This window comes from Pseudomonas sp. SWRI179 (assembly GCF_014268705.1).
GTDB lineage: Bacteria > Pseudomonadota > Gammaproteobacteria > Pseudomonadales > Pseudomonadaceae > Aquipseudomonas > Aquipseudomonas zanjanensis.
Map to the genome: position 1 here is coordinate 75127 of NZ_JABWRA010000017.1, position 26237 is coordinate 101363.

Genomic DNA, 26237 nt, shown 5'->3' on the forward strand with positions numbered 1-26237 from the left:
AACAACAGAAACTTCAGCGCTTGGCGATGATATACACCGCGTGCACGATGCCTGGGATGTAACCCAACAGCGTCAGCAGGATATTCAGCCAGAACGCCCCACCGAAACCCACTTGCAGGAACACCCCCAGTGGCGGCAGCAGGATGGCGATAATAATGCGAATGAAATCCATGGATGACTCCCTGATCAACGATGGCCAAATTGCCATATAGCTCATTGACCCCAGACCGCTCGTCAGGGTTCAGTGGGACGCATCTTGAAGAAGCCCCAAGGGTTAGACGCCTGCAAGAATAAAAAAACGCAGGTAAAAGAAAACCCCGCCGAAGCGGGGCTTTGCAGACTGTTTCCCTGACATCCATTTCACTCCGCCGTCCTGGCAGAATCCTACGTGTCCGTGTTGTTACTTTTGCGCGTCCTGCGCTACGTCCATGGAAGCTAGGTTAGTCCTGGATCCAATTCGCCGATAGAGGGAAAACACCGGCACGTTGTGTAAGCAAATGCTTACACAACGTCATCGTTTCAGAACTGGCTGGCTTCCAGCAGGAACAGCGACTCGCTGCCCGCCTTTACCGAAGCGCTCAAGGAGTGGATACGCGGCAGCAGGCGAGCGAAATAGAACCGCGCCGTTCCGAGTTTGCTCGCGTAGAAATCATCCTGGTTTTCCTTGCCCGAGGCAGCCCGGGCCATCAGCGCCCACATGTAGGCATACGCGGTGTAGCCGAACGCCTGGAGATATTCCACCGACGCTGCGCCAATTTCGTTCGGGTTGCTCTTCGCCCGGTCCAGCAGCCAGTCGGTCAACTCATCCAGCGTGTCGACCGCGCCGTTCAACGGCTTGATGAACTCTTCCAAGTCGCCGCTCGCAGTGGCGGTGAAATGGCGAATCTCATCGGCGAACAGGCGATAGAACGCACCGCCGCTGCCGACGATCTTGCGCCCCACCAGGTCCAGCGCCTGGATACCGTTGGTGCCTTCGTAGATCTGGGTGATGCGCACGTCACGCACCAGTTGTTCCTGGCCCCATTCGCGGATGTAACCATGGCCGCCGAATACTTGTTGACCATGGACGGTGGTTTCCAGGCCCAGGTCGGTCAGGAACGCCTTGGCCACCGGCGTCAGCAACGCCACCAAGTCTTCGGCGCGCTTGCGGGTGACCGGGTCTTCGCTGAACTTGGCGGTGTCCAGTTGCATCGCCACGTAGGTGGAAAACGCCCGGCCACCCTCGTTCGAGGCTTTCATGGTCAACAGCATCCGGCGCACGTCGGGGTGGACGATGATCGGATCAGCGACCTTGTCCTTGTTCTGCGCACCGGTGGGCGAGCGGCTTTGCAGGCGGTCGCGGGCGTATTCGACGGCGTTCTGGTAGGAGCGCTCACCGGTGGCCAAGCCCTGGATGCCAACCCCGAGGCGCTCGTAGTTCATCATGGTGAACATCGCCGCCAGGCCTTTGTTCGGCTCGCCCACCAGATAGCCCACGGCTTCATCGAAGTTCATCACGCAGGTGGCGGACGCCTGGATGCCCATCTTGTGTTCGATCGAGCCGCAGTTGGCCGCGTTGCGCGCGCCCAGGCTGCCGTCGGCATTGACCATGAACTTGGGCACCAGGAACAGCGAAATGCCCTTGGGGCCTGCCGGCGCGTCCGGGAGTTTCGCCAGTACCAGGTGAATGATGTTCTCGGTGAGGTCGTGCTCGCCACCGGTGATGAAAATTTTCGTGCCACTGACCTTGTAGGAACCGTCGGCCTGGGGCTCGGCCTTGGTGCGGATGATCCCCAGGTCCGTGCCTGCATGGGGCTCGGTCAGGCACATGGAGCCGGCCCAGACGCCGGCGTACATGTTCGGCAAGTACGTCGCCTTCAGCTCTTCGCTGGCATGGGCATTGATCGACAGGCAAGCGCCGGCGGTCAGCATCGGGTACAGGCCGAAGGACAGGCTCGCGGAGTTGACCATTTCCTCGACCTGGGCCGAAACGGCCTTGGGCATGCCCATGCCGCCGTACACCGGATCGCCGCCGACACCGACCCAACCGCCTTCAGCATACGTCTTGTAGGCCTGTGGGAAACCTGCCGGCGTGGTGACGGCGCCGTCCGCCCAGTGGCAGCCTTCTTCGTCAGCGGAGCGACTGAGAGGCGCGATGCTTTTGCTGGTGACTTTGCCGGCTTCTTCCAGGATCGCTTCGACCGTTTCAGCGTCCACGGTGTCGGCCAGCACCGGCAATTGGGCCCAGAGTTTCGCGACCTCGAACACTTCATTGAGGACGAAGCGCATATCGCGCAGGGGCGCTTTGTAGTCAGCCATGGCAAACCTCGCAGGATCTAAACAATTGTTCGTAAAAGACGGTTTTCGCAGTGACCTGAGTGTACCTCAACAACTTTTGCGACACATAGGGTCAACCCATGACCGTTTTGTTATTTTTAGTCATCACAGAAGTTCGAGTAATTTATCGTGGCGAGGGAGCTTGCTCCCGCTTGACCGGGCTGGCGCTCCAGTGCGTAGCGCTCACAAAGAGGGTCTGCTGCGCAGCCCAGCGGGAGCAAGCTCCCTCGCCACAGAGAAATGTTTCAGCCCATCAGAGTGCAAACAACTCCGCAGGCAATTGCATCAGGCAATCACTCCCCGCCTCGATGGCGGCCCGATGGGCGGTCGTGCGCGGCAACAGGCGCTTGAAGTAAAACTCGCACGTCGCCAGTTTGCCTTGGCAAAAATCACTGTCTCCAGTGCCACCGTCGAGTTGCGCCTGGGCCACCAAGGCCATGCGCAACCACAGGTAGGCCAGGATGATGTAGCCGCTGTACATCAGGTAGTCCACTGAGGCGGCGCCCACTTCATCCGGGTTCTTCATGGCAGCCATGCCAACCTGGGTGGTCAGTTCGCTCCATTCCCGGTTGAGCCCGTCCAATTGCGCAATATAGGCGTTGAGCTGCGGATGCCCGGCGTTGGCGGTGCAGAATTTATGGACAATTTTAGTGAAGCCACGCAGTAACTTGCCCTGGCTGCCCAACACCTTGCGCCCCAGCAGGTCCAAGGCCTGGATGCCATTGGTGCCTTCGTAGATCGGCGCGATCCGACAATCGCGCACAAGCTGCTCCATGCCCCACTCGCGGATAAAACCGTGTCCGCCAAAAACCTGCATGCCGTGGTTGGTGACCTCCAGCCCGGTGTCGGTCATGAAGGCCTTGCAGATCGGGGTGAGGAACGCCAGCAGGTCCTCGGCCTCCTGGCGAGCGGTTTCGTCCGGGCTCAGGTGCGCGGTGTCGAGCAGTTGCGCAGTGAAATAGGTCAGCGCCCGGTTGCCTTCGTTGAAGGCCTTCATGGTCAGCAACATCCTGCGCACATCGGGATGGACGATGATCGGGTCGGCGACTTTTTCCGGCGCCTTGGGGCCGGTCAGCGCGCGCATTTGCAAACGGTCATTGGCGTATTTGATCGCCCCCTGGAAGCTCGCTTCCCCCAGGCAAAGGCCCTGCATGCCGGTGCCGAGGCGCGCGTGGTTCATCATGGTAAACATGCAATTAAGGCCTTTGTTCGCCTCGCCGATCAGAAAACCCTTGGCCCCGTCGAAATTCAGCACGCAGGTAGCCGAGGCCTTGATGCCCATTTTGTGCTCGATCGATCCGCAGGAAACGCCGTTGCGCTTCCCGGCCTCACCCGCGGCGTCCGGCAGGAACTTTGGCACGATGAACAGCGAGATGCCTTTGGTCCCGGCCGGAGCATCGGGCAGCTTGGCGAGCACCAGATGAATGATGTTGTCGCTCATGTCGTGCTCGCCGGCGCTGATGAAGATCTTGCTGCCGGTCACCGCGTAGCTGCCGTCCGCCTGGGGCACCGCGCGGGTCTTGATGATGCCGAGGTCGGTGCCACAGTGGGCTTCAGTCAGGCACATGGTGCCGGTCCACTGGCCGGCGGTGAGTTTGCTGAGATAAGTCTGCTTCTGTTCCTCGGTGCCGTGGGCGTGGATGGCCGACATGGCGCCGTGGGTCAGGCCGGGATACATGCCCCAAGAGGTGTTGCTCGATCCGATCATTTCGCTGATGACCAATCCCAGGGAACTGGGCAAGCCCTGGCCACCGTAATCTGGGTCCGCCGCCAGGCCATGCCAGCCGCCTTCCACGTACTGTGCGAAGGCTTGCCTGAAGCCTGTAGGCGTAGTCACCACGCCATTGTCGAAATGGCAGCCCTCTTCGTCACCCGAGCGATTGAGGGGCGCCAGCACGTTCTCACAGAACCGAGCGCCCTCCTCGAGAATGGCGCTGACCATGTCCGGACTGGCATCGCTGGCACCCAGTTCGGCATAGCGGCCATGAAAATCGAAGACGTGGTCGATCAAGAAGCGCATGTCGCGCAGGGGAGCTTTGTACTCGGGCATGGTGGTTTTCTCCGGTAGCAGATCGCTCCAACCTACTGCCGGCCACCCAGGCCCACAATCACAGTCCAGACGCTGAATGCGCCGTCATCACTCAACCCGCGGCGGCTTCCATGCGCACAGCGCCGCGGCGATTCTGCCCATAGGCGATCACACAGTTTCGCCCCGCGCCCTTGGCGTTATAGAGCGCCTGGTCGGCCGATTTGAGCACCTCTTCGGGCGTACGCTGCTCGATGCGCTCGGCCACGCCGATGCTGACGGTCACCGATACGCTGGAGGCGCCAGTGCCGGAGCGCCGCTGGCGACCTTGCTGATCGTCCTGTGGACGGCTGTCGGGATTACGCAGTTGGATAGCGTACGTCTCGATGGACTGGCGAATAACTTCCAGATGGGGCATGCATTCGTCGATGGTCTTGCCCGCGAACACCAGGGCGAATTCCTCGCCGCCGTAGCGATACGCCCTACCGCCACCGCCGATCTTCGACAGTTTGCTGGCGACCAGGCGTAGCACTTGGTCGCCCACGTCGTGGCCGTGGGTGTCGTTGAATTTCTTGAAATGGTCCACGTCGCTCATTGCCAGCACATAGTTACGCCCCAGGCGCTGCATGCGTTCATTCAATGCACGACGCCCCGGCAGGCCGGTGAGCTCGTCACGGAAGGCCATTTGATACGCCTCGTGGGCGACCGCCGCGGCGATCATCAACATCACCTGGCTGCACATGATGTTCAAGGTGAATGGCAGGATGAAGGTTTTCGGCAGCATCCAGAACAACCCAAGCAGTCCCACCAACTGCGCCGCGTGCAACGGCCGGGGGTTACGCCAGTATTGCCAGGCCAGCAGCAGGAACGCGGCGGCGAACATCGGGTAGGACAATTGGATCAGGCTCATCCAGGCGCCGTGCAACGCGGGCCAGCGGATCTCCGACAGCCACAACAACAACGCCTGTGGGAAGCTCTGCTCCAACGCCAGCGCCACGCTGCCGAAAACCAGCAACACCGCAAACCGCGCCACCATGTCCTGGAACAAATGGGTGCGCTCCTGCCACGCCGCGAACAGCCCGAACAACAGCGGCAGCAACAGGCAGACGAGATGGAACACCACCGCCGCGTCCTCACGCACCTTGCCGTTGTCGCGGTAGAAATCGGTCTGGGTATCCAACAGGAAGTAGGCGATGTACACCGTGACCATCAGAAACAATTCACGTTGACGTCGGTAGACGGAGCAATACGCCCCGCCCAGCAACAACACCAGCGTCGGCAGAACGTTGAACAACGAGGTGAAGAAAACGTTGAGATCCTTGACGTAGGCAGCCGCAAGCCCCGCCACCAACAACAGCAACGACGGTAGGAAATGGCTCAGGCGTACAGCGGAAGAACGCGGCAAGGGTAAAGCTCCGACCCGGCTGATCAAGGATGGCATTGTGCCTGCGCTGTGTGACCGATGTCACACTGCCATCGCTGTAACGGCAGAGCGGGAAGTTTTCTTAGGGTTGGGTTGGATGAATATTGTTTCAGGATCACCGCGCCCTTCCCGTGGCGAGGGAGCTTGCTCCCGCTCGGCTGCGAAGCAGTCGTAAACCGGCGGGTGCGGTGTGTCTGATATTCCGCATTTGGCAGGTTTGGGGGCCGCTTCGCAGCCCAGCGGGAGCAAGCTCCCTCGCCACGAATTTGCCTTGACTGGCGTTATGGCAGACACAAAAAAGCCGCTGCTCCCGAAGAAGCAGCGGCTTTTGGAAGAACCGCCTTAGGCTTAGTAGCCCAGCGCGAAGTCTTCTTCTTTCATGTCCATCAGGTTGTTGGCGCCCGACAGCATGGTTGCCACATGGGTACGGGTACGCGGCAGGATGCGCTGGAAGTAGAAGCGCGCGGTCTGCAGCTTGGCGGTGTAGAAGGCTTCTTCGGTGGTGCCGGCGGCGAGTTTTTCCGCCGCCAGGCGTGCCATGTCAGCCCAGAAATAAGCCAGGCAGGCGTAACCGGAGTACATCAGGTAGTCCACCGAGGCCGCGCCCACTTCTTCGCGATCCTTCATGGCTGCCATACCGACCTTCATGGTCAGCTCGCCCCATTCCTTGTTCAGCGCAGCCAGGGGTTCTACGAACTCCTTGACCGCTTCGTTGCCTTCGTTGCCCTGGCAGAACTTGTGGACGATCTTGGTGAAGCCCTTGAGTGCCTCGCCCTGGGTCATCAGCACTTTACGACCCAGCAGGTCCAACGCCTGGATGCCGGTGGTGCCTTCGTACAGCATCGAGATGCGGCTGTCGCGAACGTTCTGCTCCATGCCCCACTCGGCGATGAAACCGTGGCCGCCATAGATCTGCACGCCGTGGTTGGCCGATTCGAAGCCGACTTCGGTCATGAAGGCCTTGGCGATCGGGGTCATGAACGCCAGCAGCGCATCGGCTTTTTTCTTCTCTTCTTCATCCACGCCGTATTTGACGATGTCGACCTGCTTGGCGGTGAAGTAGACCATTGCCCGGTTACCTTCGGCGAAGGCTTTCATGGTCAGCAACATGCGACGCACGTCAGGGTGCACGATGATCGGGTCGGCGGCCTTGTCGGGCGCTTTCGGGCCGGTCAAGGAACGCATTTGCAGGCGGTCACGGGCATATTTCAGGCCGCCCTGGAAGCCGATCTCGGCGTGGGCCAGGCCTTGCAGCGCAGTGCCCAGACGCGCGGTGTTCATGAAGGTGAACATGCAGTTCAGGCCTTTGTTCGCCGGGCCGATCAGGTAACCGGTGGCCGCGTCGAAGTTCATCACGCAGGTGGCGTTGCCGTGGATGCCCATCTTGTGTTCCAGGGAACCACAGCTCACCGCGTTGCGCTGGCCAATGGTGCCATCGGCGTTAGGCAGAAACTTGGGAACGATGAACAGGGAAATGCCCTTGGTGCCGGCCGGTGCGTCGGGCAGGCGTGCCAGCACGATGTGGACGATGTTGTCGGCCATGTCGTGTTCGCCGGCCGAGATGAAAATCTTCGTACCGGAAACCTTGTAGGAACCGTCGGCCTGAGGCTCGGCCTTGGTGCGCAACATGCCCAGGTCGGTGCCGCAGTGCGGTTCGGTCAGGCACATGGTGCCGGTCCATTCGCCGGACACCAGTTTGGTCAGGTAGGCCTCTTGCTGTTCGGGCGTACCGTGTTCGGAAATCGTGTTCATCGCGCCATGGGACAGGCCCGGGTACATGCCCCACGACCAGTTGGCTTCACCGACCATCTCGCTGACCGCCAGGCCCAGGGATTCCGGCAGGCCTTGGCCACCATGCTCGACGTCATGGGCCAGGCTTGGCCAGCCGCCTTCGACGAATTGCTTGTAGGCTTCCTTGAAACCGGTCGGGGTTTTCACGCCGGACTCGCTCCAGGTGCAACCTTCGATGTCACCCACGCGGTTCAGCGGAGCCAGCACCTGCTCACAAAACTTGGCGCCTTCTTCGAGAATGGCGTCAACCATGTCCGGAGTTGCGTCCTGGCAAGCCGGAAGGCTCTGATAATGCGCTTCGTAGCCAAGCAGTTCGTCACGAACGAAGCGAATATCACGCAAGGGGGCCTTGTAGTCAGGCATAGCGATAAACCTCTGCTGATGTAACCGGGAATGAACGACCGCGTGGATTTGTTATAGCGGTCAAACAGTTGTTTGAAACATACGTTTACGCCCAAATCTTGTCAAGCGCCGATCTTTTGCCGTTCGTCATTAGCCGAAGAAAATGTCGGACACGGGAAATCCATCGCAATGAAAAATCCGCGATGCGCGTAGGAAAAGATTAGTTGAGCAATAAGACGTTAGAGACAAGAACGCCGCGAATAATCGCGGCGTTTTCGTAAATCTGGAGGAACGGGATCAGGCAAAGGTATCGATCAACGTACCGAGCATTTCGTCGGATGCCTTGGCTACGCTCACACCCAGTTGCACCTGGGACTTGCCCTGGGCCATTTCGACCATGTTGCTGACCAAGTCCGACTGCTGGCTGCGATCCACTGACCGCAAGCGATCCACCTGGACTTCGGACGACTGGCTGGTGACCGATCGCTCGATCGTGTTGTTGGCGATCTGGCTGGAGGCCTGATCGACGCGGTTCTGCCCTGTCTGAATCGTGCTCAGACCGGCGTAGAACGCGGTGCTTCCTGAGATTTCCATGGCAGAGTTCGTCTTCTTGAAGGGTCGACAGTGGCCATTGAATCAGAAGGCCAGGGAAAAGGCCCGACAAAAACACTAATGGCACAGTGCCTTGCCATAGGCAAAACCTTGTTGGGGTGTGTCAGTCCAGCAGATCCAATTGCAAGTGTTCGGCCACGGCTTCAGCCGTCACGCTCTGGATCCGCGCCACTCTGCCCAGGCAAGGCGCCGGAAGTCGCTCGGCCAAGGTTGCCAGGTTTTCCTCCAGGCGCGAGGTGGCCGGGTCGATGATGTTCGCGACCCAACCGGCAAGCGGCAAGCCATCACGGGCGATCGCCTCGGCGGTCAACAAGGCGTGGCTGATACAACCCAGGCGCACACCCACCACCAGGATCACCGGCAAGCCCAGCGCTATCGCCAGGTCGGACAGATTATCCTGGCCGGCCAGCGGCACACGCCAACCGCCCGCGCCTTCGATCAACGTGAAGTCGGCGTCCAGCGCCAGCACTTCGCGCATCGGCCCCAACAGCGACTGCACCGTCAACGCAACACCGGCCTCCCGGGCGGCCAAGTGCGGCGCAATTGCCGGCTCGAACGCCACCGGGTTGACCTGTGCATAAGTCAACGGTATCGAGCATTCCGCCAGCAAGGCCAAGGCATCGGCGTTGCGCAGGCCCTTGGGCGTCACGGCGCAGCCGGAGGCCACGGGTTTTCCGGCAGCCGTGCTCATGCCAGCCTGCCGCGCCGCGTGCAGCAGGCCCGCCGCGACGGTGGTCTTGCCGACATCGGTATCGGTGCCGGTGATGAAATAAGCCTGGCTCATAGCGGTTTCTCCAAAACGGCGTAGACCACTTGGTAAGTCGCGGGCAGCCCCTGTGCCTGACGAAACTGCTCATAAGCTTCAACCAGCGCGAGGATCCGCGCCCTGCCCGTCAAGCCGCCGGGCCGACCAGGGTTCAGATTATGGGCACCCAATGCTTTCAATTCGTGGGTCAGGCTACGTACATCGGGGTAATGCAAAACATGGGGGCGGTTTTCAAGACTGACAACGTTCAACCCGCTGGCCGCGCAAAGCTGTTGATACGTCTCGAATCCACGGAAACGGTTGACGTGCACCAAGCCATCCACCTGACGCCAACTGTCGCGCAATTCGTACAACGTACCTACGCAGAGGCTGGTGAAGGCCAACACTCCGCCCGGTTTCAACACCCGATACGCCTCACTCAGCACCGCGGCAAAATCCTCGCACCACTGCACCGCCAGGCTGGAGAACACCAGGTCGCAGCTCGCCGCCTGCAAAGGCAGCCGCTCGGCGTCACCGGCGACAAAATGCGCGGCGCCACCTTGGGGTCGAGCATGGTTGAGCATACCTTCGGCGATATCCAGCGCCAGCCCTGTGCTCGCGCCGAAACGCGCGCCCAGGGCGCGGGTGAAATAGCCGGTGCCACAACCCAGGTCCAGCCAACGTTGCGGCATGAACGAAGGCGGCAAGCGGTCGAGCAATTGCTGGCCGACGTCGCGCTGCAGCTCGGCCACGCTGTCATAGCTGCTCGCCGCCCGGGAAAACGAAGCCGCCACCTGGCGTTTGTCGGGCAAGGCACCAGGCAAAAGGGGAAGAGACAAATCAGTCATCACCGGACTCATGCAAAAAAGCCTGGATCGCCCCCGCCACACCATGGGGGTCTTCCAGAAGAAATCCGTGGCCGGCCTGTTCGATCAGGCCGATTTCAACATCCGGCAACAAGGCCAGCAAATCACCCGCAGCCTCAGCCGGCACCAAGGCGTCGAGCCCGGCAAACAAATGCAGTTGCGGGCCGCGAAAGCTTTGCAATGCAGCGCGAGTGTCCAACTGCGCCAGCAGTTCGAGCCCGGCCATCAGCACTTCGGACGAAGTGTTCGGCGCCCCGGCCAACAGCAACCGCGACAAGCCGCGCGGATCGCTGCAGCCCTGGGCACACAGCAAGCTGAAACGCTTGAGAGTCTGGCGTGGGTCGGCCGCACAGCCGGCGAGAAAGCCATCGAAGGTCTGGCCCTTCATCGCGCTCGGCCATTGTTCATGGGCGACAAAGGACGGATTGCTGGCCAAGGTCAACAAGCCGCAGCAGCGCTCACCCCGACGCGCCGCCAGCGCCGAGGCCAGCATGCCGCCCAGGGACCAGCCGCCAAGCCAGGCGTCCTGGGGCACGGTGGCGTCCAACTCTTCGAGCCATTCATCGGGATCGCTCGACAGCAATGCCGGCAACGGTTCGATTTCCACCCGCAGGTGTTCATCGAGCCCTTGCAAGGCCGCCGCCAGCGGCTCCAGAGGTGAAACGCCCAAGCCCCAGCCGGGCAGCAATATCAGTCGATCACGCATGGCTTGGCTCCGGCCCCAACAGGGCAAAACACTCGGCCAGTGCATTCAACAAAAGCTGCACCTGGGCCTCGCTGTGGGCGGCGGTCAGGGTTACACGCAAGCGAGCGCTGCCGGCCGGCACGGTGGGTGGACGGATCGCCGTCACCATCAGCCCGCGCTCACGCAGCATCTGCGACATGCGCATGGCCCGCCCCGCATCGCCAATCAGGATCGGTTGGATCGGCGTGAAGCTGTCCATCAATTGCAGGCCGATCTGCTCGGCGCCCTGGCGGAACTGGCGGATCAGCACCTGCAAGTGTTCGCGACGCCAATGTTCGCTGCGCAGCAGTTCGAGGCTCTTGAGGGTGGCGCAGGCCAAAGCCGGCGGCTGGCTCGTGGTGTAGATGTACGGCCGCGCGAACTGGATCAGGCTTTCGATCAGCTCTTCACTGCCCGCCACAAAGGCACCGGCCGTGCCAAACGCCTTGCCCAACGTGCCGACCAGCACCGGCACGTCCTCCCGGCTCATGCCGAAATGTTCGACGACACCGCCGCCGGAAACGCCCAACGTACCGAAACCGTGGGCATCGTCGACCATCAGCCAGGCGCCCTTGGCCTTGGCTTCACGGGCAAGCGCCGGCAAATCGGCCACATCGCCATCCATGCTGAAAACACCGTCGGTGACCACCAGGGTGTTGCCCACTGCTTTTTCCAAGCGTTGGGCCAGGCTCCGGGCATCGTTGTGCAGGTATCGGTTGAAACGCGCACCGGACAGCAGCCCGGCGTCGAGCAACGAAGCGTGGTTGAGGCGGTCTTCCAGCACCGTGTCGCCCTGCCCCACCAGCGCGGTGACTGCGCCGAGGTTGGCCATGTAACCGGTGGTGAACAGCAACGCTCGCGGACGCCCCGTCAGGTCGGCCAAGGCTTCTTCCAGGGCGTGATGCGGGCCGCTGTGGCCGATCACCAGATGGGAAGCGCCACCGCCGACGCCCCAACGGGCCGCCCCCGCGCGCCAGGCCTCGATCACTTGCGGATGGTTGGCCAGGCCCAGGTAATCGTTGTTGCAGAACGCCAGCAGGGGCTGGCCGTCCACCACCACCTCCGGGCCCTGGGGGCTTTCGAGCAGCGGGCGCTGGCGATAGAGATTATCGGCACGACGGGCAGCCAGGCGTGCGGCGAGATCGAAGGGCATGCAGGCCTCGGGTGAACGCTATTTAAAGGGCTGAAGTAGATCCCCTGTGGGAGCGGGCTTGCTCGCGAAAGCGGTGTGTCTGACAACATTACTTTGCCTGACGCACCGCTTTCGCGAGCAAGCCCGCTCCCACATTTGGTGTCGTGTTAGCTCAGAGGGCGGCGTTATAGAACTGCTCGCTGCTCTTCTGCTCCACCAACGCCTGTTCAATGGCCGCCTGGTGCACTTCGTCAGCATGTTCTTCGCGGGCTTCGGGTTGGATGCCCAGGCGTGCGAACAACTGCATGTCCTTGTCGGCCTGCGGGTTGGCGGTGGTCAATAGCTTGTCGCCGTAGAAAATCGAGTTGGCGCCGGCAAAAAATGCCAGGGCCTGCATTTGCTCGTTCATCGCTTCGCGACCGGCGGAAAGACGTACGTGGGACTGGGGCATCATGATCCGCGCCACGGCGAGCATGCGGATGAAATCGAACGGATCGATGTCTTCGGCATTCTCCAGCGGCGTGCCGGCGACCTTGACCAGCATGTTGATCGGCACCGATTCCGGGTGCTCCGGCAGGTTCGCCAGCTGGATCAGCAGATTGGCGCGGTCATCCAGGGACTCACCCATGCCCAGGATCCCGCCGGAACAGATCTTCATTCCCGAATCACGCACGTAGGCCAGGGTTTGCAGGCGCTCACTGTAGGTGCGGGTGGTGATGATGCTGCCGTAGAACTCCGGCGAGGTGTCGAGGTTATGGTTGTAGTAGTCCAGGCCAGCCTGGGCCAGTGCTTCGGTCTGCTCCTGGTCGAGGCGGCCCAGGGTCATGCAGGTTTCCAGGCCCATGGCCTTCACGCCCTTGACCATTTCCAACACATACGGCATGTCCTTGGCCGACGGGTGCTTCCACGCCGCGCCCATGCAGAAGCGGGTCGAACCGATGGCCTTGGCCCGTGCAGCCTCTTCGAGGACCTTCTGCACTTCGAGCAATTTCTCTTTATCCAGCCCGGTGTTGTAGTGACCGGACTGCGGACAATATTTGCAATCTTCCGGGCAAGCGCCGGTCTTGATCGACAGCAGCGTGGAAACCTGGACGCGATTGGCGTCGAAGTGCGCGCGGTGCACGGTCTGCGCCTGGAACAACAGGTCATTGAATGGCTGGACAAAGAGTGCTTTGACTTCGGCCAAAGACCAGTCATGACGCAGGTTGGCAGTGGTGCTGGCGCTCATGGGCATTTCCTTGATTATGCTTGGCTGGCGCCTGGGGCATGGAATACCCACAGGCGCGACACGGATGTTCGGCATATTTAAGGAAGAGTCATGCGCTGTCAACCACGATACAAAGGACCGGTTTACATCTGGTTAAAAAACAAACAATTCTGCCTGTTGTGTGGCGAAAGCACCGATACGCCGCAGCCTATCTGCACCCCCTGCGAAAGCGAGCTGCCCTGGCTCGGCGACCAATGCGGCGTCTGCGCCCTGCCGCTGCCCATGGCCGGGTTGCGTTGCGGCCAATGCGCCGCGCGACCGCCGGCCTTCGAACGGGTCCTGGCGCCCTGGGCCTATGACTTCCCGGTGGACAGCCTGATCACCCGCTTCAAGCATCAGGCGAAATGGCCTCTAGGCCGGCTGCTGGGCGAACTGCTGGCGCAATCGCTGCAACATCATTTCGACGAAGGGCTGGAACGGCCCGACGCCTTGGTACCGGTGCCACTGGCGACCCGACGCCTGCGCCAGCGGGGTTTCAACCAAGCGGCGCTGCTGGCCCGCTGGCTCAGTGGATCGTTGGCGATCCCTTGCGATGAAAACCTGCTGCGCCGCACCCAGGATACCCCCGCCCAACAGGCCCTTGATGCCAAGGCCCGGCGACATAACCTGCGCCAGGCCTTTGCCCTGGTGCCCCAGGCGGCGTTGCGTAACCGTCACCTGGCATTGGTCGACGATGTGCTCACCACCGGTGCCACCGCCCAGGCGCTGGCGGCTCTATTGCTGGATGCCGGCGCCGCGCGGGTCGATGTGTACTGCCTGGCCCGCACGCCGAAACCCGGTGAGCCGGCTTGACGTGCCGCGCCCAAGGCGCCAACGTCCGCCCATCGACCTTCGCACGCAGTTTTCTGTCATGTCATTGCCCACGCTCCTGACCCAGCACATCGTCCGGCGACCTCAACGCATCGCCCTGCTGCAGCACATCGCCGAACAAGGTTCGATCACCCGCGCCGCCAAGAGCGCGGGCCTGAGCTATAAGGCGGCGTGGGACGCCATCGATGAGTTGAACAACCTCGCGGATCAACCGCTGGTGGAGCGCAGCGTCGGCGGCAAGGGCGGTGGTGGCGCCAAGCTGTCGGAGGAAGGCCAACGGGTGCTGCGCCTGTATCTGCGCCTGCAAGCACTGCAGGCGCAACTGCTGGAAGCCAGCGAAGACGCTGGCGACCTCGGCCTGCTCAGCCGCCTGATGCTGCGCACCAGCGCCCGCAATCAATTGCACGGCAAGGTCCTGGGCATCGAGGCCCAGGGACACAACGACCGGGTACGCCTGGAGCTGGCCCGGGGCCTGGTCATCGAAGCGCAGATCACCCACGACAGCACGCTGCGCCTGGAGTTGGGTGTCGGCACCGACGTGGTGGCGCTGATCAAGGCCGGCTGGCTGCAATTGCATCCTGTCGAGCAAGGGGAAAAACCGGGGATCAATATTTTGCGCGGCGTGATCGAGCAGGTCGACGCCGCCCAAGATGGCCCCAGCGAAGTGCGCATCGGCCTGCCCAACGGCCAGACGCTGTGCGCCCTGGCCGATCCGCTACAGTTGCAAGTGCAGGACTTGGCAACCGGCTCACCCGTGCATGTGACGTTTTCAGCGACAAATGTGCTGCTCGGCACACCGCTGTAGCGCGTTGCAACAATAGTTTCATCGACCCGCTTTAAGGTGACTGCCAAAACCAGCAGGGAGCCTGATGATGAGCCTATTAGAAGAAAACCAATCCACCGACCTGGAAAAGATCGTCGGCCTGAGCCGTCGCCGTTTCATCGGCGCTGGCGCCTTGTGCGGCGCGGCGATGTTCCTGGGCGGCAACCTGCTGAGCCGCAGCGTCATGGCCGCCGCCGTGAGCGAAGGCAATAAAAGCATGCTGGGCTTCAACAGCATTGCCGCCTCCACCGCCGACACCATTACGTTGCCGCCGGGCTACAAGGCCTCGGTGCTGATCAGTTGGGGCCAGCCGTTGAAGAAAAATGCACCGGCGTTCGACCCCAGCGGCAATGGCACCGCCCGCGCACAGGAAGTGCAGTTTGGCGACAACAACGACGGCATGAGCCTGTTCGAATTCCCCGGCGACAAGAACCGGGCGCTGTTGGCGATCAACAACGAGTACACCAACTACCAATACCTGTTCCCTCACGGCGGCCAACCGCAGTCGGCCGAAGACGTGCGCAAGGCCCAGGCCAGCGAAGGCGTGTCGGTGATCGAAATCCAGCGCCGTCGCGGCCAATGGCAATTCGTCCAGGACTCGCGCTACAACCGCCGGATCCATGGCAATACGCCGATCCGCCTGCGCGGCCCGGCCGCTGGCCACGACCTGCTGAAAACCAGTGCCGACAAGAGTGGCAAGAAAGTGCTCGGCACCTTCCAGAACTGTGCCAACGGCATGACCCCGTGGGGCACCTATCTGACCTGCGAAGAGAACTTCACTGACTGCTTCGGCAGCAGCAAGTCGGACCTGCAATTCGACGCGGCACAAAAACGCTATGGCGCCACCGTCACCAGCAGCGAAATCAATTGGCACCTGCACGACCCGCGTTTCGATCTGGCGAAGAACCCCAACGAACTCAATCGCCACGGCTGGGTGGTGGAAATCGATCCGTTCGATCCAGAATCCACCCCGGTGAAACGCACCGCCCTGGGCCGCTTCAAGCATGAAAACGCGGCCCTGGCGCAGACCAATGACGGTCGCGCCGTGGTGTACATGGGCGATGACGAACGTGGCGAATTCATCTACAAGTTCGTCAGCCGCGAGCGCATCAACCATCGCAATGCCAAGGCCAACCGCAACCTGCTGGACCATGGCACGTTGTACGTGGCGCGCTTCGATGCCGGCGACGGCAACCCGGACCATCCCAAGGGCAAAGGCCAATGGATCGAGTTGACCCATGGCAAGAACGGCATCGACGCCAGCAGCGGTTTCGCTGATCAGGCCGAGGTGTTGATCCATGCGCGCCTGGCCGCCACCGCCGTTGGCGCCACGCGCATGGACCGCCCGGAGTGGATCGTGGTCAGCCCCAAGGACGGCCAGGTCTATTGCACCCTGACCAACAACTCCAAGCGTGGCGATACCGGCCAGCCAGTGGACGGGCCGAACCCTCGGGCCAAGAACGTCTACGGGCAGATCCTGCGCTGGCGCACCGACCGTGACGATCACGCCTCCAAGACCTTCGACTGGGACCTGTTCGTGGTCGCCGGCAACCCAACGGTACACGCGGGTACGCCGAAGGCCGGCTCGTCCAATATTAACCCGCAGAACATGTTCAACAGCCCCGATGGCCTGGGCTTCGACAAGGCCGGGCGGCTGTGGATCCAGACCGACGGTGACTCGAGCAACGCAGGCGACTTCGCGGGCATGGGCAACAACCAGATGCTGTGCGCCGACCCCAACAGCGGTGAGATCCGCCGCTTCATGGTAGGGCCGGTAGGCTGCGAAGTGACCGGGATCAGTTTCGCGCCGGACTACAAGACGCTGTTCGTCGGGATCCAGCATCCCAGCGGCGCCTCGACCTTCCCTGAGCACCTGCCCAACGGCAAGCCGCGCTCGTCGGTGATGGTGATCACGCGGGAGGATGGCGGAGTCATCGGCGCCTGACCCTCTGTGGCGAGGGAGCTTGCTCCCGCTGGGTTGCGCAGCGACCCCACTTTTTTGTGGGCGCTAAGCACTGGAGCGCCAGCCCGGCCAAGCGGGAGCAAGCTCCCTCGCCACGAAGTCTCACCAATCAATCCCGACTGCTTTGCGCTACCATGCTGGGCCGGACGCGGCAGCCCTGCCGCTGCGCAGGAGTCAGCATGTCCCATCCGTTTGAAACCCTCACGCCCGACCTGGTGCTCGATGCCGTTGAAAGCATCGGCTTTCTCAGCGACGCCCGCGTGTTGGCCCTCAACAGCTACGAGAACCGCGTCTATCAAGTCGGCATCGAAGATTCCGAGCCGCTGATCGCCAAGTTCTATCGCCCCCAGCGCTGGACCAACGAAGCGATCCTGGAAGAGCACAGCTTTACCTTCGAACTTGCAGACTACGAAGTGCCCGTGGTGGCGCCGCTGATTCACAACGGCGCCAGCCTGCACGAGCACGCCGGGTTCCGTTTCACCCTGTTTCCCCGTCGCGGCGGCCGAGCGCCGGAGCCGGGCAATCTCGACCAACTCTATCGCCTGGGCCAATTGCTTGGACGCCTACACGCGCTCGGGGCGACCCGGCCATTCGAGCATCGCGAAGCCTTGGGCGTGAAGAATTTCGGCCACGACTCGTTGGAGACAGTGCTGCAAAGCGGCTTCGTCCCCCGCGGCCTGCTGCCGGCCTACGAGTCGGTCGCCCGGGACCTGCTCAAGCGCGTCGAAGAGGTCTACGCCGCCACGCCCCACCAGAACATCCGCATGCACGGCGATTGCCATCCCGGCAACATGATGTGCCGCGACGAGGTGTTCCACATCGTCGACCTCGACGATTGCCGCATGGGCCCGGCGGTGCAGGATTTATGGATGATGCTCGCCGGCGATCGCCAGGAATGCCTGGGACAGTTGTCGGAATTGATGGACGGTTACCAGGAGTTCCACGATTTCGACCCCCGTGAACTGGCGCTGATCGAGCCACTGCGAGCCCTGCGCCTGATGCACTACAGCGCCTGGCTGGCGCGGCGCTGGGACGACCCGGCCTTTCCCCGCAGCTTCCCGTGGTTCGGCAGCGAACGCTACTGGGGCGACCAGGTGCTGGCGTTGCGCGAGCAACTGGCGGCGCTCAATGAAGAGCCGTTGAAGCTGTTCTGATTGGGCTGGGTTCCGCCAGTCACCGCAAATCCTCTGTGGGAGCGGGCTTGCTCGCGAAAGCGGTGGATCGGCTTGCATTGATGTTGAATGTGCAGCCGCCTTCGCGAGCAAGCCCGCTCCTACAAAGGACTTGTGCCGGGACGATTCCTAACAAGGTTCACAGCACGACCAGACAAATCTCCTTACAATCACCCCTTTGTTAGCTGCCTAAGCAAGGATTCTGCATGCAAGCCGCCAACCCGCGTCGCGGGTACATCCTGGGCCTGAGTGCCTACATCATCTGGGGTCTGTTCCCGATCTACTTCAAGGCCATCGCCAGCGTGCCGTCGGTGGAAATCATCATCCACCGGGTGCTGTGGTCGGCCCTGTTCGGCGCGGCGTTGCTGCTGGTGTGGAAACACCCGGGCTGGTGGCGCGAACTGCGGGACAATCCACAACGCCTGGCGATCCTCGCCCTGAGCGGGACGCTGATCGCGGCCAACTGGCTGACCTACGTCTGGGCAGTGAATAACGAGCGCATGCTCGAAGCCAGCCTGGGTTATTACATCAACCCGCTGGTCAACGTGTTGCTGGGCATGTTGATCCTCGGTGAGCGCCTGCGCCGCATGCAATGGCTGGCGGTGGGATTGGCGGCAGTCGGCGTGGCGCAGCAGGTCTGGCAAGTGGGCAGCCTGCCGTGGGTGTCGCTGGTGCTGGCGCTGACCTTCGGTTTCTATGGGCTGATCCGCAAACAGGCGCCGGTCAAGGCCTTGCCGGGACTGGTGGTGGAAACCTGGATGCTGGTGCCAATCGCCATCGCCTGGTTGCTGTTCAACCCCACGGCCACCAGTGCCCAGGCGACATTCTGGACCACCTCCGAAGCCTGGTGGCTGGTGGCGGCGGGCCCCGTGACGCTGGTGCCGTTGGTGTGTTTCAACGCCGCAACACGGCATTTACCCTACACGACCATCGGTTTTCTGCAGTACATCGCGCCGACGCTGGTGCTTTTGCTCGCCGTGCTGCTGTTCGGTGAGCATTTGTCGTCCAGCACGCTGGTAGCGTTCCTGTTTATCTGGGCCGGGCTGGCGGTGTACAGCATCGATGCCGTGATCAGCATGCGCCGGCGCAACTGATCAAGAAACATACAAACCTCTACAGGCCACGCCTGGCGTGGCCTGCGCTTATCCTTCCCAAGGTTATCCACAGCGTGATCCCCGCCGTTTGTGCACAAGCCCTTGAAAACTGGTGATTTTTTGATCATCTGCCGCTGAGCCCCGGCAGGCCTGGGCTGGAGCCGGGTCTCTACAGGTTATCCACAGGCAGGCGCAGTTTTTCCTTGGATAACCCTCGTCACGCTTCGTCGCTGAACTTGAGTTCCACCATCAACTCATCGGCCAAGGTCTCAAGGCGTTCCTGCAACGCCTCCAGCGACAGCGTCAAGGGCACGCCCAGGAGCGCCTCGGCATGAAACAGCAGCTCGCTGCTCATCGGTGCCGGCCGGACATGGGTCACCAAGCGTTCGACATTGACGCCCTGCTCGCTCAACAACCGGGTGATGTCCCGCACGATACCGGGACGATCATTGCCCACCAGCTCCATGGTGATGGGTTTCCAGGAGCAGGACTCTTCAACGGCGCTTTCCGCAATCAACACACGAATGCTGTGGGCCGATAACCCTTGCAACGCTTCGATCAACTCTTCATGGGCCTCGGCCGGGGCGCTGATTCGCAGGATCCCGGCAAACTGCCCGGCCAAGTGCGACATGCGGCTCTCCAGCCAGTTACCGCCATGGGCGGCGATGCAATCGGCAATGCGCTCGACCTGCCCGGGCTTGTCCGGGGCGAAAACAGTGATGACGAGGTGGTCCATGGGCGCAGTCCTCTTGTTGATGGAAGGGACAGTATAGGCAAGAGAGACAATCAGCACGGTCGCGCTTTTGTGGCGAGGGAGCTTGCTCCCGCTGGGCCGCGCAGCGGTCCCAGAATGTCAGTGCTGCGCACTGAAGCGGGAGCAAGCTCCCTCGCCACAGTGATTTGTGTACGAACTCTAAAATTATCTGGAACAATCCATCTGTTTTTTGAGAACATCCCGTGTCCCGACGTGACCGTAACACTTTAGTCGGTCGCGGAACGACGCAATTAGTCTAATTTTCACAACCGCAATTGATCATGTAGTATTCCGCAGCGCGCACTACATAATCGCGAAAACCCTGTTTTACCGATGTCTGCTTAAGGCCAGTCGCATCCCTGGAAAGCCCCGTCAGCAAGGCTTGAATACCCAGCCGCCAGCGATGGCATGTACTGGTTCCGGGGTTTGTGGTTTAAATGTCCCGAGGCTTCATTGTCAAAATCGAAGAGCTGAAAAGCGAAATAGCTGAGCAGAGTGAGGCAAGCAATGACTGAACACGTTCAAGTCGGTGGCCTGCAGGTCGCCAAAGTCCTGTTCGACTTCGTGAATAACGAAGCCATTCCCGGAACCGGCCTCACCGCCGACGCGTTCTGGGCCGGTGCCGACAAGGTCATCCACGACCTGGCCCCGAAGAACAAAGCCCTACTCGCCAAACGCGATGATTTCCAGGCGCGGATCGATGCCTGGCACCAGGCCCGTGCCGGCCAGGCCCACGACGCCGTGGCTTACAAAGCCTTCCTGCAAGACATTGGATACCTGCTGCCAGAAGCGGCGGATTTCCAGGCCACGACCCAAAACGTCGATGACGAAATCGCCCGCATGGCCGGCCCGCAACTGGTGGTGCCGGTGATGAACGCCCGCTTCGCCCTCAACGCCTCGAACGCCCGCTGGGGTTCGTTGTATGACGCGCTGTACGGCACCGACGCCATCAGCGAAGCCGATGGCGCGGAAAAAGGCAAAGGCTACAACAAGGTCCGCGGCGACAAGGTCATCGCCTTCGCCCGTGCTTTCCTCGACGAATCGGCGCCCCTGGCGGCCGGCTCCCATGTCGATTCCACCGCGTACAAAATCATCGACGGCAAACTGGTGGTCACCCTCAAGGGCGGCAGCAACAGCGGCCTGCGTGACGATGCCCAGTTGATCGGTTTCCAGGGCGATGCCTCGGCACCGACCGCCGTGCTGCTGAAACACAACGGCCTGCACTTCGAAATCCAGATCGATGCCAGCACCCCGGTCGGCCAGACCGACGCCGCCGGCGTCAAAGACATCCTGATGGAAGCCGCGCTGACCACCATCATGGACTGCGAAGACTCGGTCGCCGCCGTCGATGCCGATGACAAGGTGGTGATCTACCGCAACTGGCTCGGCCTGATGAAGGGTGATCTGTCGGAAGAAGTCGCCAAGGGCGGCCAGACGTTTACCCGGACCATGAACCCTGACCGTGTCTACACCGCCGTCGACGGTTCGAGCGTCACGTTGCACGGCCGCTCGCTGCTGTTCGTACGCAACGTCGGCCACCTGATGACCATCGACGCGATCCTGGACAAGGATGGCAACGAAGTGCCGGAAGGCATCCTCGACGGCCTGATCACCAGCCTGGCGGCGATCCACAGCCTCAACGGCAACACCTCGCGCCGCAACAGCCGCGCTGGTTCGGTGTACATCGTCAAGCCGAAGATGCACGGTCCAGACGAAGCCGCGTTCACCAACGAGCTGTTCGGTCGCGTCGAAGACGTGCTGGACCTGCCGCGCAACACCCTCAAGGTCGGGATCATGGACGAGGAGCGCCGTACCACGGTCAACCTCAAGGCCTGCATCAAGGCCGCCAGCGAGCGCGTGGTGTTCATCAACACCGGCTTCCTCGACCGTACCGGCGATGAAATCCACACCTCCATGGAAGCCGGCCCGATGGTGCGCAAGGCCGACATGAAAGCCGAGAAGTGGATCGGCGCCTATGAAAACTGGAACGTCGACATCGGTTTGAGCACCGGCCTGCAAGGCCGCGCGCAAATCGGCAAGGGCATGTGGGCGATGCCGGACCTGATGGCGGCGATGCTCGAACAGAAAATCGCTCACCCGCTGGCCGGCGCCAACACCGCGTGGGTTCCCTCGCCGACCGCCGCCGCCCTGCACGCGCTGCATTACCACAAGGTCGATGTGTTCGCCCGCCAGGCCGAACTGGCCAAGCGCGCCCGCGCGTCGGTGGACGACATCCTGACCATCCCGCTGGCCGTCAACCCGAACTGGACGCCGGAGCAGATCAAGAACGAACTGGACAACAACGCCCAGGGCATCCTTGGCTACGTGGTGCGCTGGATCGACCAGGGCGTCGGTTGCTCCAAGGTGCCGGACATCAATGACATCGGCCTGATGGAAGACCGTGCGACGCTGCGTATTTCCAGCCAGCACATCGCCAACTGGCTGCGCCATGGCATCGTCACTCAAGAGCAAGTGATGGAAAGCCTCAAGCGCATGGCGCCGGTGGTCGACCGCCAGAACGCCAGCGATCCGCTGTACCGCCCGCTGGCACCAGACTTCGACAGCAACATCGCCTTCCAGGCGGCGGTCGAGTTGGTGATCGAAGGCACCAAGCAGCCGAACGGCTACACCGAGCCGGTGCTGCACCGTCGTCGTCGTGAGTTCAAGGCAGCCAATGGTTTTTGATTGAGCAGTAGCCACGCGGCACAAAAAAAGCCCTGATCTCTCGATCAGGGCTTTTTCATTTGCAACACCTGACTGCCTTTGTGGCGAGGGAGCTTGCTCCCGCTCGGTTGCGCAGCGACCGCAATACAGGTCAATGAGATTCCGACGTCTGGAAAAGGTCTGCTTCGCAGCCCAGCGGGAGCAAGCTCCCTCGCCACAAAAGCGATCTCGCCATGGCTTCGTTCCTGGAAGAAGCGACTGGCTAGAGATCCATCCCCAACTCATGCTTGACCAACCCCAACAGCTTTTCGGTATCGATCGGCTTGAGCAAAAAATCCACCACGCTCAGGTGCATGGCTTCGATGGCGTCCTTCACGTCGGCATCGCCCGAGACGATGATGATCGGCAACGCCGCCCGTTCGGACTCGCGCACCAGGCGCACCAGCTCAAGGCCATCGACGTTGCCCATGCGCAGGTCGGTGATCAGCAGGCCGATCGACGGCTTGGTTTCCAGCATCTTGAGTGCCGTTTCGCCACTGGCGGCGGTCATACAGTGAATCCCGTCCAATGCCAGGATCTCCGACAACAGCTCCCGTGCGTCCTTGTCGTCGTCAACGATCAAGACGCGCTGCGGCGGCAGGTCAGGTTCCAGCATGACGGCACTCAGCGCCTCGCGCTCGGCATCACTCAAAATATCGTGGTCGGACATGGTGCTCTCTACGTTCTTAAATCGATCCCCTGGCACAGTGGTCAGACATCGTTCCGAGGCGCTTCAATGTGCACTTCGTCGGATTTTTTTCCAAGAACATTCAACGAAGATTTTTCTGACGTCTAGCGTAGGACTTTTCTGTAGGCCGGCCCTCTGGATAGCGACCTAGACTTACGTCCAATGGGCACCCCGCGCCGAGGGGTCGACCATGGGAACAGATCCGACCACAACAATTCGAATAAGACTGCGTAATGGTTATGAAAAAAGCGGACGCCTTCATCCAGGCAGGGAAAACCGCGGTGTTGCAAAACATCCAGGGGACGCTGCAGTTTCTCCAGCGCTTTCCCCCGTTCAACCAAATGGAAAACGCCCACCTGGCCTACCTGGTGGAGCAATGCCTGCTGCGTTTCTACGCCCCCGGTGACACCATCATCACGCCGGCCGACGGTCCGGTGGAACACTTCTACATCGTCAAGCAGGGCCGGGTGGTAGGAGAACGTCCGCATTCGGCCAAGGGTGGCACCGAGACCACCTTCGAGATCACCACCGGCGAATGTTTCCCCCTCGCCGCGCTGCTGGGCGAGCGAGCCACGCGCACCGAGCACCGGGCCGGCGAAGACACGTTCTGCCTGCAACTGAACAAACTCGCCTTCATCAAGCTGTTCGCCCTGTCCGGCCCGTTTCGCGATTTCGCCCTGCGCGGGGTCAGCAGCCTGCTCGATCAGGTCAACCAGCAGGTCCAGCAAAAATCGGCGCAAAACCTGGGCACCCAATACTCCCTCAATACCCGACTGGGCGAATTGGCGATGCGCCACCCGGTCAGTTGCAGCCCGGACACACCGCTACGCGAAGCCGTGAAGCTGATGCATGAGCAGCAGGTCGGCAGCATCGTGGTGGTGAATGAGCAAAAAGCGCCGGTGGGGATTTTCACCTTGCGCGACCTGCGGCATGTGGTGGCCGATGGGGCCGGGGATTTTTCCCAGGCCATCGTAGGACATATGACCCAGGCACCGTTTTTTCTCTCGCCGGACCACAGCGCCTTCGACGCGGCCATCGCCATGACCGAGCGCCACATCGCCCACGTCTGCCTGGTCAAGGACCATCGCCTGTGCGGCGTGGTCTCGGAGCGCGATCTGTTTTCCTTGCAGCGGGTCGATCTGGTGCACCTGGCCCGGACCATCCGCAACGCCCCCAGGCTGGAAAACCTCGTGGCCCTGCGCGGCGAGATCGGACAACTGGTGGAACGCATGCTGGCCCATGGTGCGTCGTCGACCCAGATCACCCACATCATCACCTTGCTCAACGATCACACCGTCTGCCGGGTCATCGAACTGACCCTGGCCGACAAGGGCGACCCGGGCGTGCCGTTCAGTTGGCTGTGTTTCGGCAGTGAAGGCCGGCGCGAGCAAACCCTGCACACCGACCAGGACAACGGCATTCTGTTCGAAGCCCGGGACGCCGCCCATGCCGCGCAGATCCGTGGCTTGCTGCTGCCCATCGCCCAACAGATCAACCAGAGCCTGGCCCTGTGCGGCTTCACACTGTGCAAGGGCAACATCATGGCCGGCAACCCCGAGCTGTGCCTGTCTCGCGCCGAATGGGCCCGGCGCTTCTCGGCATTCATTCGTGAAGCGACGCCGGAAAACCTGCTGGGATCGAGCATCTATTTCGACCTGCGGGTGGTCTGGGGCGACGAGCAAGGCTGCGAGCAGTTGCGCCAGCAGATCCTCGGCCAGGTGGCTGACAACCGCTTGTTCCAGCGCATGATGGCCGAAAATGCGCTGCGCCATCGCCCGCCCGTGGGCCGCTTCAGGGATTTCGTGCTGAGCCGCAAGAACGGCGAAAAGGCGACCCTGGACTTGAAAGTGCAGGGCCTGACACCCTTCGTCGATGGTGCCCGCCTGCTGGCACTGGCCAACGGCATCGAAGCCAACAACACCTTGGAGCGCCTGCGGCAATTGGTCGTCAAGGAGGTGATCGAACCGCTCGATGGCGCGGCCTATGAAGAGGCCTATCACTTCATCCAACAGACCCGCATGCAGCAACACCAACTGCAAACCCGCGAGAACCTGCCTTATTCCAACCGCGTCGACCCCGACAGTCTCAACCATCTGGATCGACGCATCCTGCGTGAATCCTTGCGCCAAGCCCAACGCCTGCAAAGCAGCCTGACGCTGAGGTACCAGTTGTGAGTATTTTTTCCTGGCTGCGCCCGGCCCAACCGACGGTACCCGATGCGCTGCAACAGCGCCTGGAGGGCCTCCCCGCGCCTTCGCCACTGAGTGAAAGCCACCTGCGGGAGCAACGCTGGGTCGTGCTGGATCTGGAAACCACCGGGTTGAACCTGAACAAGGACCAGGTGCTGTCCATCGGCGCGGTGGTCATTGAAGACGGCGCCATCGACTTCAGCCAACAGTTCGAACGGACCTTGCAGTGCGATAAGCAGAAACTCGGGCCCAGTGTGTTGATCCATGGCCTGGCCCCCAGCACAATTGCCGCTGGCAGCGACCCGGCCGAGGCGCTGCTGGCGTTCATGGAGTTCGTCGGCGACAGTCCGCTGCTGGCCTTTCACGCACCGTTCGATTCACACATGCTCGGGCGCGCCTTGAAAGACTACCTGGGCTATCGCCTGCAGCATCCGTTTCTCGACGTGGCGGACCTGGCCCCGATGCTTTGCCCCCAGGCCCATCTGCGCAAGTCCGGCCTGGACGAGTGGATCGACTGGTTCAAGCTGCAAGTCTTCGACCGCCACAACGCCAGCGCCGACGCCCTTGCCACGGCGGAACTGGCGCTGATCCTGTTCAGCCGCGCCCGTCAGCAACAGATCCACAGCGCGCTTGAGCTGCAACAGCGCCTGGGCCAGTGGAAACGGCGGCAGCAGGCGCCTTCGCTTTAACCTGAGGCCTGAGAACCCAGTTTTTTGTGGGAGCGGGCTTGCTCGCGAAGGCGGTGGATCAGCTTACATTGATGTTGAATGTGCAGCCGTCTTCGCGAGCAAGCCCGC

The 26237-nt window shown here is 61.7% G+C and carries 21 protein-coding genes; 8 read left to right on the forward strand and 13 right to left on the reverse strand.

Annotation, left to right across the window (positions count from 1 at the left end; genetic code table 11):
* Positions 1 to 13: 13 nt before the first annotated feature.
* The 11 genes from HU767_RS12050 to bioB all read right to left on the reverse strand — a co-directional run bounded on the left by HU767_RS12050 (position 14) and on the right by bioB (position 13205).
* Positions 14 to 172, reverse strand: coding sequence for a YqaE/Pmp3 family membrane protein (locus HU767_RS12050; RefSeq protein WP_003177654.1), 159 nt, complete (start codon positions 170 to 172; stop codon positions 14 to 16).
* 347 nt (positions 173 to 519) lie between these two features.
* A complete protein-coding gene (locus HU767_RS12055; RefSeq protein WP_186706944.1) occupies positions 520 to 2298 on the reverse strand; it encodes an acyl-CoA dehydrogenase C-terminal domain-containing protein in 1779 nt (592 codons plus the stop codon).
* 271 nt (positions 2299 to 2569) lie between these two features.
* On the reverse strand, positions 2570 to 4366 hold the full coding sequence (locus tag HU767_RS12060) for an acyl-CoA dehydrogenase C-terminal domain-containing protein (RefSeq protein WP_186729611.1): 1797 nt from the start codon (positions 4364 to 4366) through the stop codon (positions 2570 to 2572).
* A 91-nt stretch (positions 4367 to 4457) separates the two neighbouring features.
* On the reverse strand, positions 4458 to 5747 hold the full coding sequence (locus HU767_RS12065) for a GGDEF domain-containing protein (RefSeq protein ID WP_186706942.1): 1290 nt from the start codon (positions 5745 to 5747) through the stop codon (positions 4458 to 4460).
* 366 nt (positions 5748 to 6113) lie between these two features.
* Positions 6114 to 7919, reverse strand: coding sequence for a phenylacyl-CoA dehydrogenase (locus HU767_RS12070; RefSeq protein ID WP_186706941.1), 1806 nt, complete (start codon positions 7917 to 7919; stop codon positions 6114 to 6116).
* Positions 7920 to 8195: 276 nt separating this feature from the next.
* Positions 8196 to 8492, reverse strand: coding sequence for a pyrroloquinoline quinone biosynthesis protein PqqE (locus HU767_RS12075; protein ID WP_186706940.1), 297 nt, complete (start codon positions 8490 to 8492; stop codon positions 8196 to 8198).
* Between the two features lie 121 nt (positions 8493 to 8613).
* Complete coding sequence (bioD, locus tag HU767_RS12080; protein ID WP_186706939.1) at positions 8614 to 9294, reverse strand: dethiobiotin synthase; 681 nt, start codon at positions 9292 to 9294, stop codon at positions 8614 to 8616.
* Entirely contained in the window at positions 9291 to 10103 is an 813-nt protein-coding gene (gene bioC / locus HU767_RS12085) for a malonyl-ACP O-methyltransferase BioC (protein ID WP_186729612.1), read from the reverse strand. The genes bioD and bioC overlap by 4 nt, the downstream gene beginning before the upstream one ends.
* The gene (locus tag HU767_RS12090) at positions 10096 to 10827 is read right to left on the reverse strand and encodes an alpha/beta fold hydrolase (RefSeq protein ID WP_186729613.1); all 732 of its coding nucleotides are present in this window, start codon (positions 10825 to 10827) and stop codon (positions 10096 to 10098) included. The genes bioC and HU767_RS12090 overlap by 8 nt, the downstream gene beginning before the upstream one ends.
* Entirely contained in the window at positions 10820 to 11998 is a 1179-nt protein-coding gene (gene bioF / locus HU767_RS12095) for an 8-amino-7-oxononanoate synthase (RefSeq protein ID WP_186729614.1), read from the reverse strand. Before bioF ends, HU767_RS12090 begins: the two co-directional genes overlap by 8 nt.
* A 151-nt stretch (positions 11999 to 12149) precedes the next feature.
* Positions 12150 to 13205, reverse strand: a complete 1056-nt coding sequence (gene bioB, locus HU767_RS12100) for a biotin synthase BioB (protein WP_186706935.1) — start codon at positions 13203 to 13205, stop codon at positions 12150 to 12152.
* Between the two features lie 90 nt (positions 13206 to 13295).
* Here bioB and HU767_RS12105 point away from each other — a divergent pair, with 90 nt between their 5' ends.
* The 5 genes from HU767_RS12105 to rarD all read left to right on the forward strand — a co-directional run bounded on the left by HU767_RS12105 (position 13296) and on the right by rarD (position 19106).
* Positions 13296 to 14036, forward strand: a complete 741-nt coding sequence (locus tag HU767_RS12105) for a ComF family protein (RefSeq protein ID WP_186729615.1) — start codon at positions 13296 to 13298, stop codon at positions 14034 to 14036.
* 58 nt (positions 14037 to 14094) lie between these two features.
* Positions 14095 to 14859, forward strand: a complete 765-nt coding sequence (locus HU767_RS12110) for a TOBE domain-containing protein (protein WP_186729616.1) — start codon at positions 14095 to 14097, stop codon at positions 14857 to 14859.
* 67 nt (positions 14860 to 14926) lie between these two features.
* Complete coding sequence (locus HU767_RS12115) at positions 14927 to 16822, forward strand: PhoX family phosphatase (protein ID WP_186729617.1); 1896 nt, start codon at positions 14927 to 14929, stop codon at positions 16820 to 16822.
* 197 nt (positions 16823 to 17019) lie between these two features.
* On the forward strand, positions 17020 to 17994 hold the full coding sequence (locus HU767_RS12120; protein ID WP_186729618.1) for a serine/threonine protein kinase: 975 nt from the start codon (positions 17020 to 17022) through the stop codon (positions 17992 to 17994).
* A gap of 224 nt (positions 17995 to 18218) precedes the next feature.
* Positions 18219 to 19106 (forward strand): EamA family transporter RarD, encoded by an 888-nt coding sequence (gene rarD / locus HU767_RS12125; protein WP_186706930.1) that lies wholly within the window; start codon positions 18219 to 18221, stop codon positions 19104 to 19106.
* Between the two features lie 217 nt (positions 19107 to 19323).
* Here rarD and HU767_RS12130 read toward each other — a convergent pair whose 3' ends face one another.
* On the reverse strand, positions 19324 to 19842 hold the full coding sequence (locus tag HU767_RS12130) for an ACT domain-containing protein (protein WP_186706929.1): 519 nt from the start codon (positions 19840 to 19842) through the stop codon (positions 19324 to 19326).
* Between the two features lie 525 nt (positions 19843 to 20367).
* Here HU767_RS12130 and HU767_RS12135 point away from each other — a divergent pair.
* Complete coding sequence (locus tag HU767_RS12135; RefSeq protein WP_186729619.1) at positions 20368 to 22545, forward strand: malate synthase G; 2178 nt, start codon at positions 20368 to 20370, stop codon at positions 22543 to 22545.
* A 241-nt stretch (positions 22546 to 22786) separates the two neighbouring features.
* On the opposite strand, the gene HU767_RS12140 is transcribed toward HU767_RS12135, so the two are convergent.
* On the reverse strand, positions 22787 to 23233 hold the full coding sequence (locus HU767_RS12140) for a response regulator (protein WP_053126003.1): 447 nt from the start codon (positions 23231 to 23233) through the stop codon (positions 22787 to 22789).
* A 257-nt stretch (positions 23234 to 23490) separates the two neighbouring features.
* On the opposite strand from HU767_RS12140, the gene HU767_RS12145 reads away from it, so the two are divergent.
* Together HU767_RS12145 and HU767_RS12150 are read left to right on the forward strand one after the other, a co-directional pair.
* Positions 23491 to 25425: a putative nucleotidyltransferase substrate binding domain-containing protein gene (locus tag HU767_RS12145; RefSeq protein WP_346343466.1), complete on the forward strand. Its 1935-nt coding sequence runs from the start codon at positions 23491 to 23493 to the stop codon at positions 25423 to 25425.
* On the forward strand, positions 25422 to 26129 hold the full coding sequence (locus tag HU767_RS12150; RefSeq protein ID WP_186729621.1) for an exonuclease domain-containing protein: 708 nt from the start codon (positions 25422 to 25424) through the stop codon (positions 26127 to 26129). The genes HU767_RS12145 and HU767_RS12150 overlap by 4 nt, the downstream gene beginning before the upstream one ends.
* Positions 26130 to 26237: the final 108 nt, after the last annotated feature.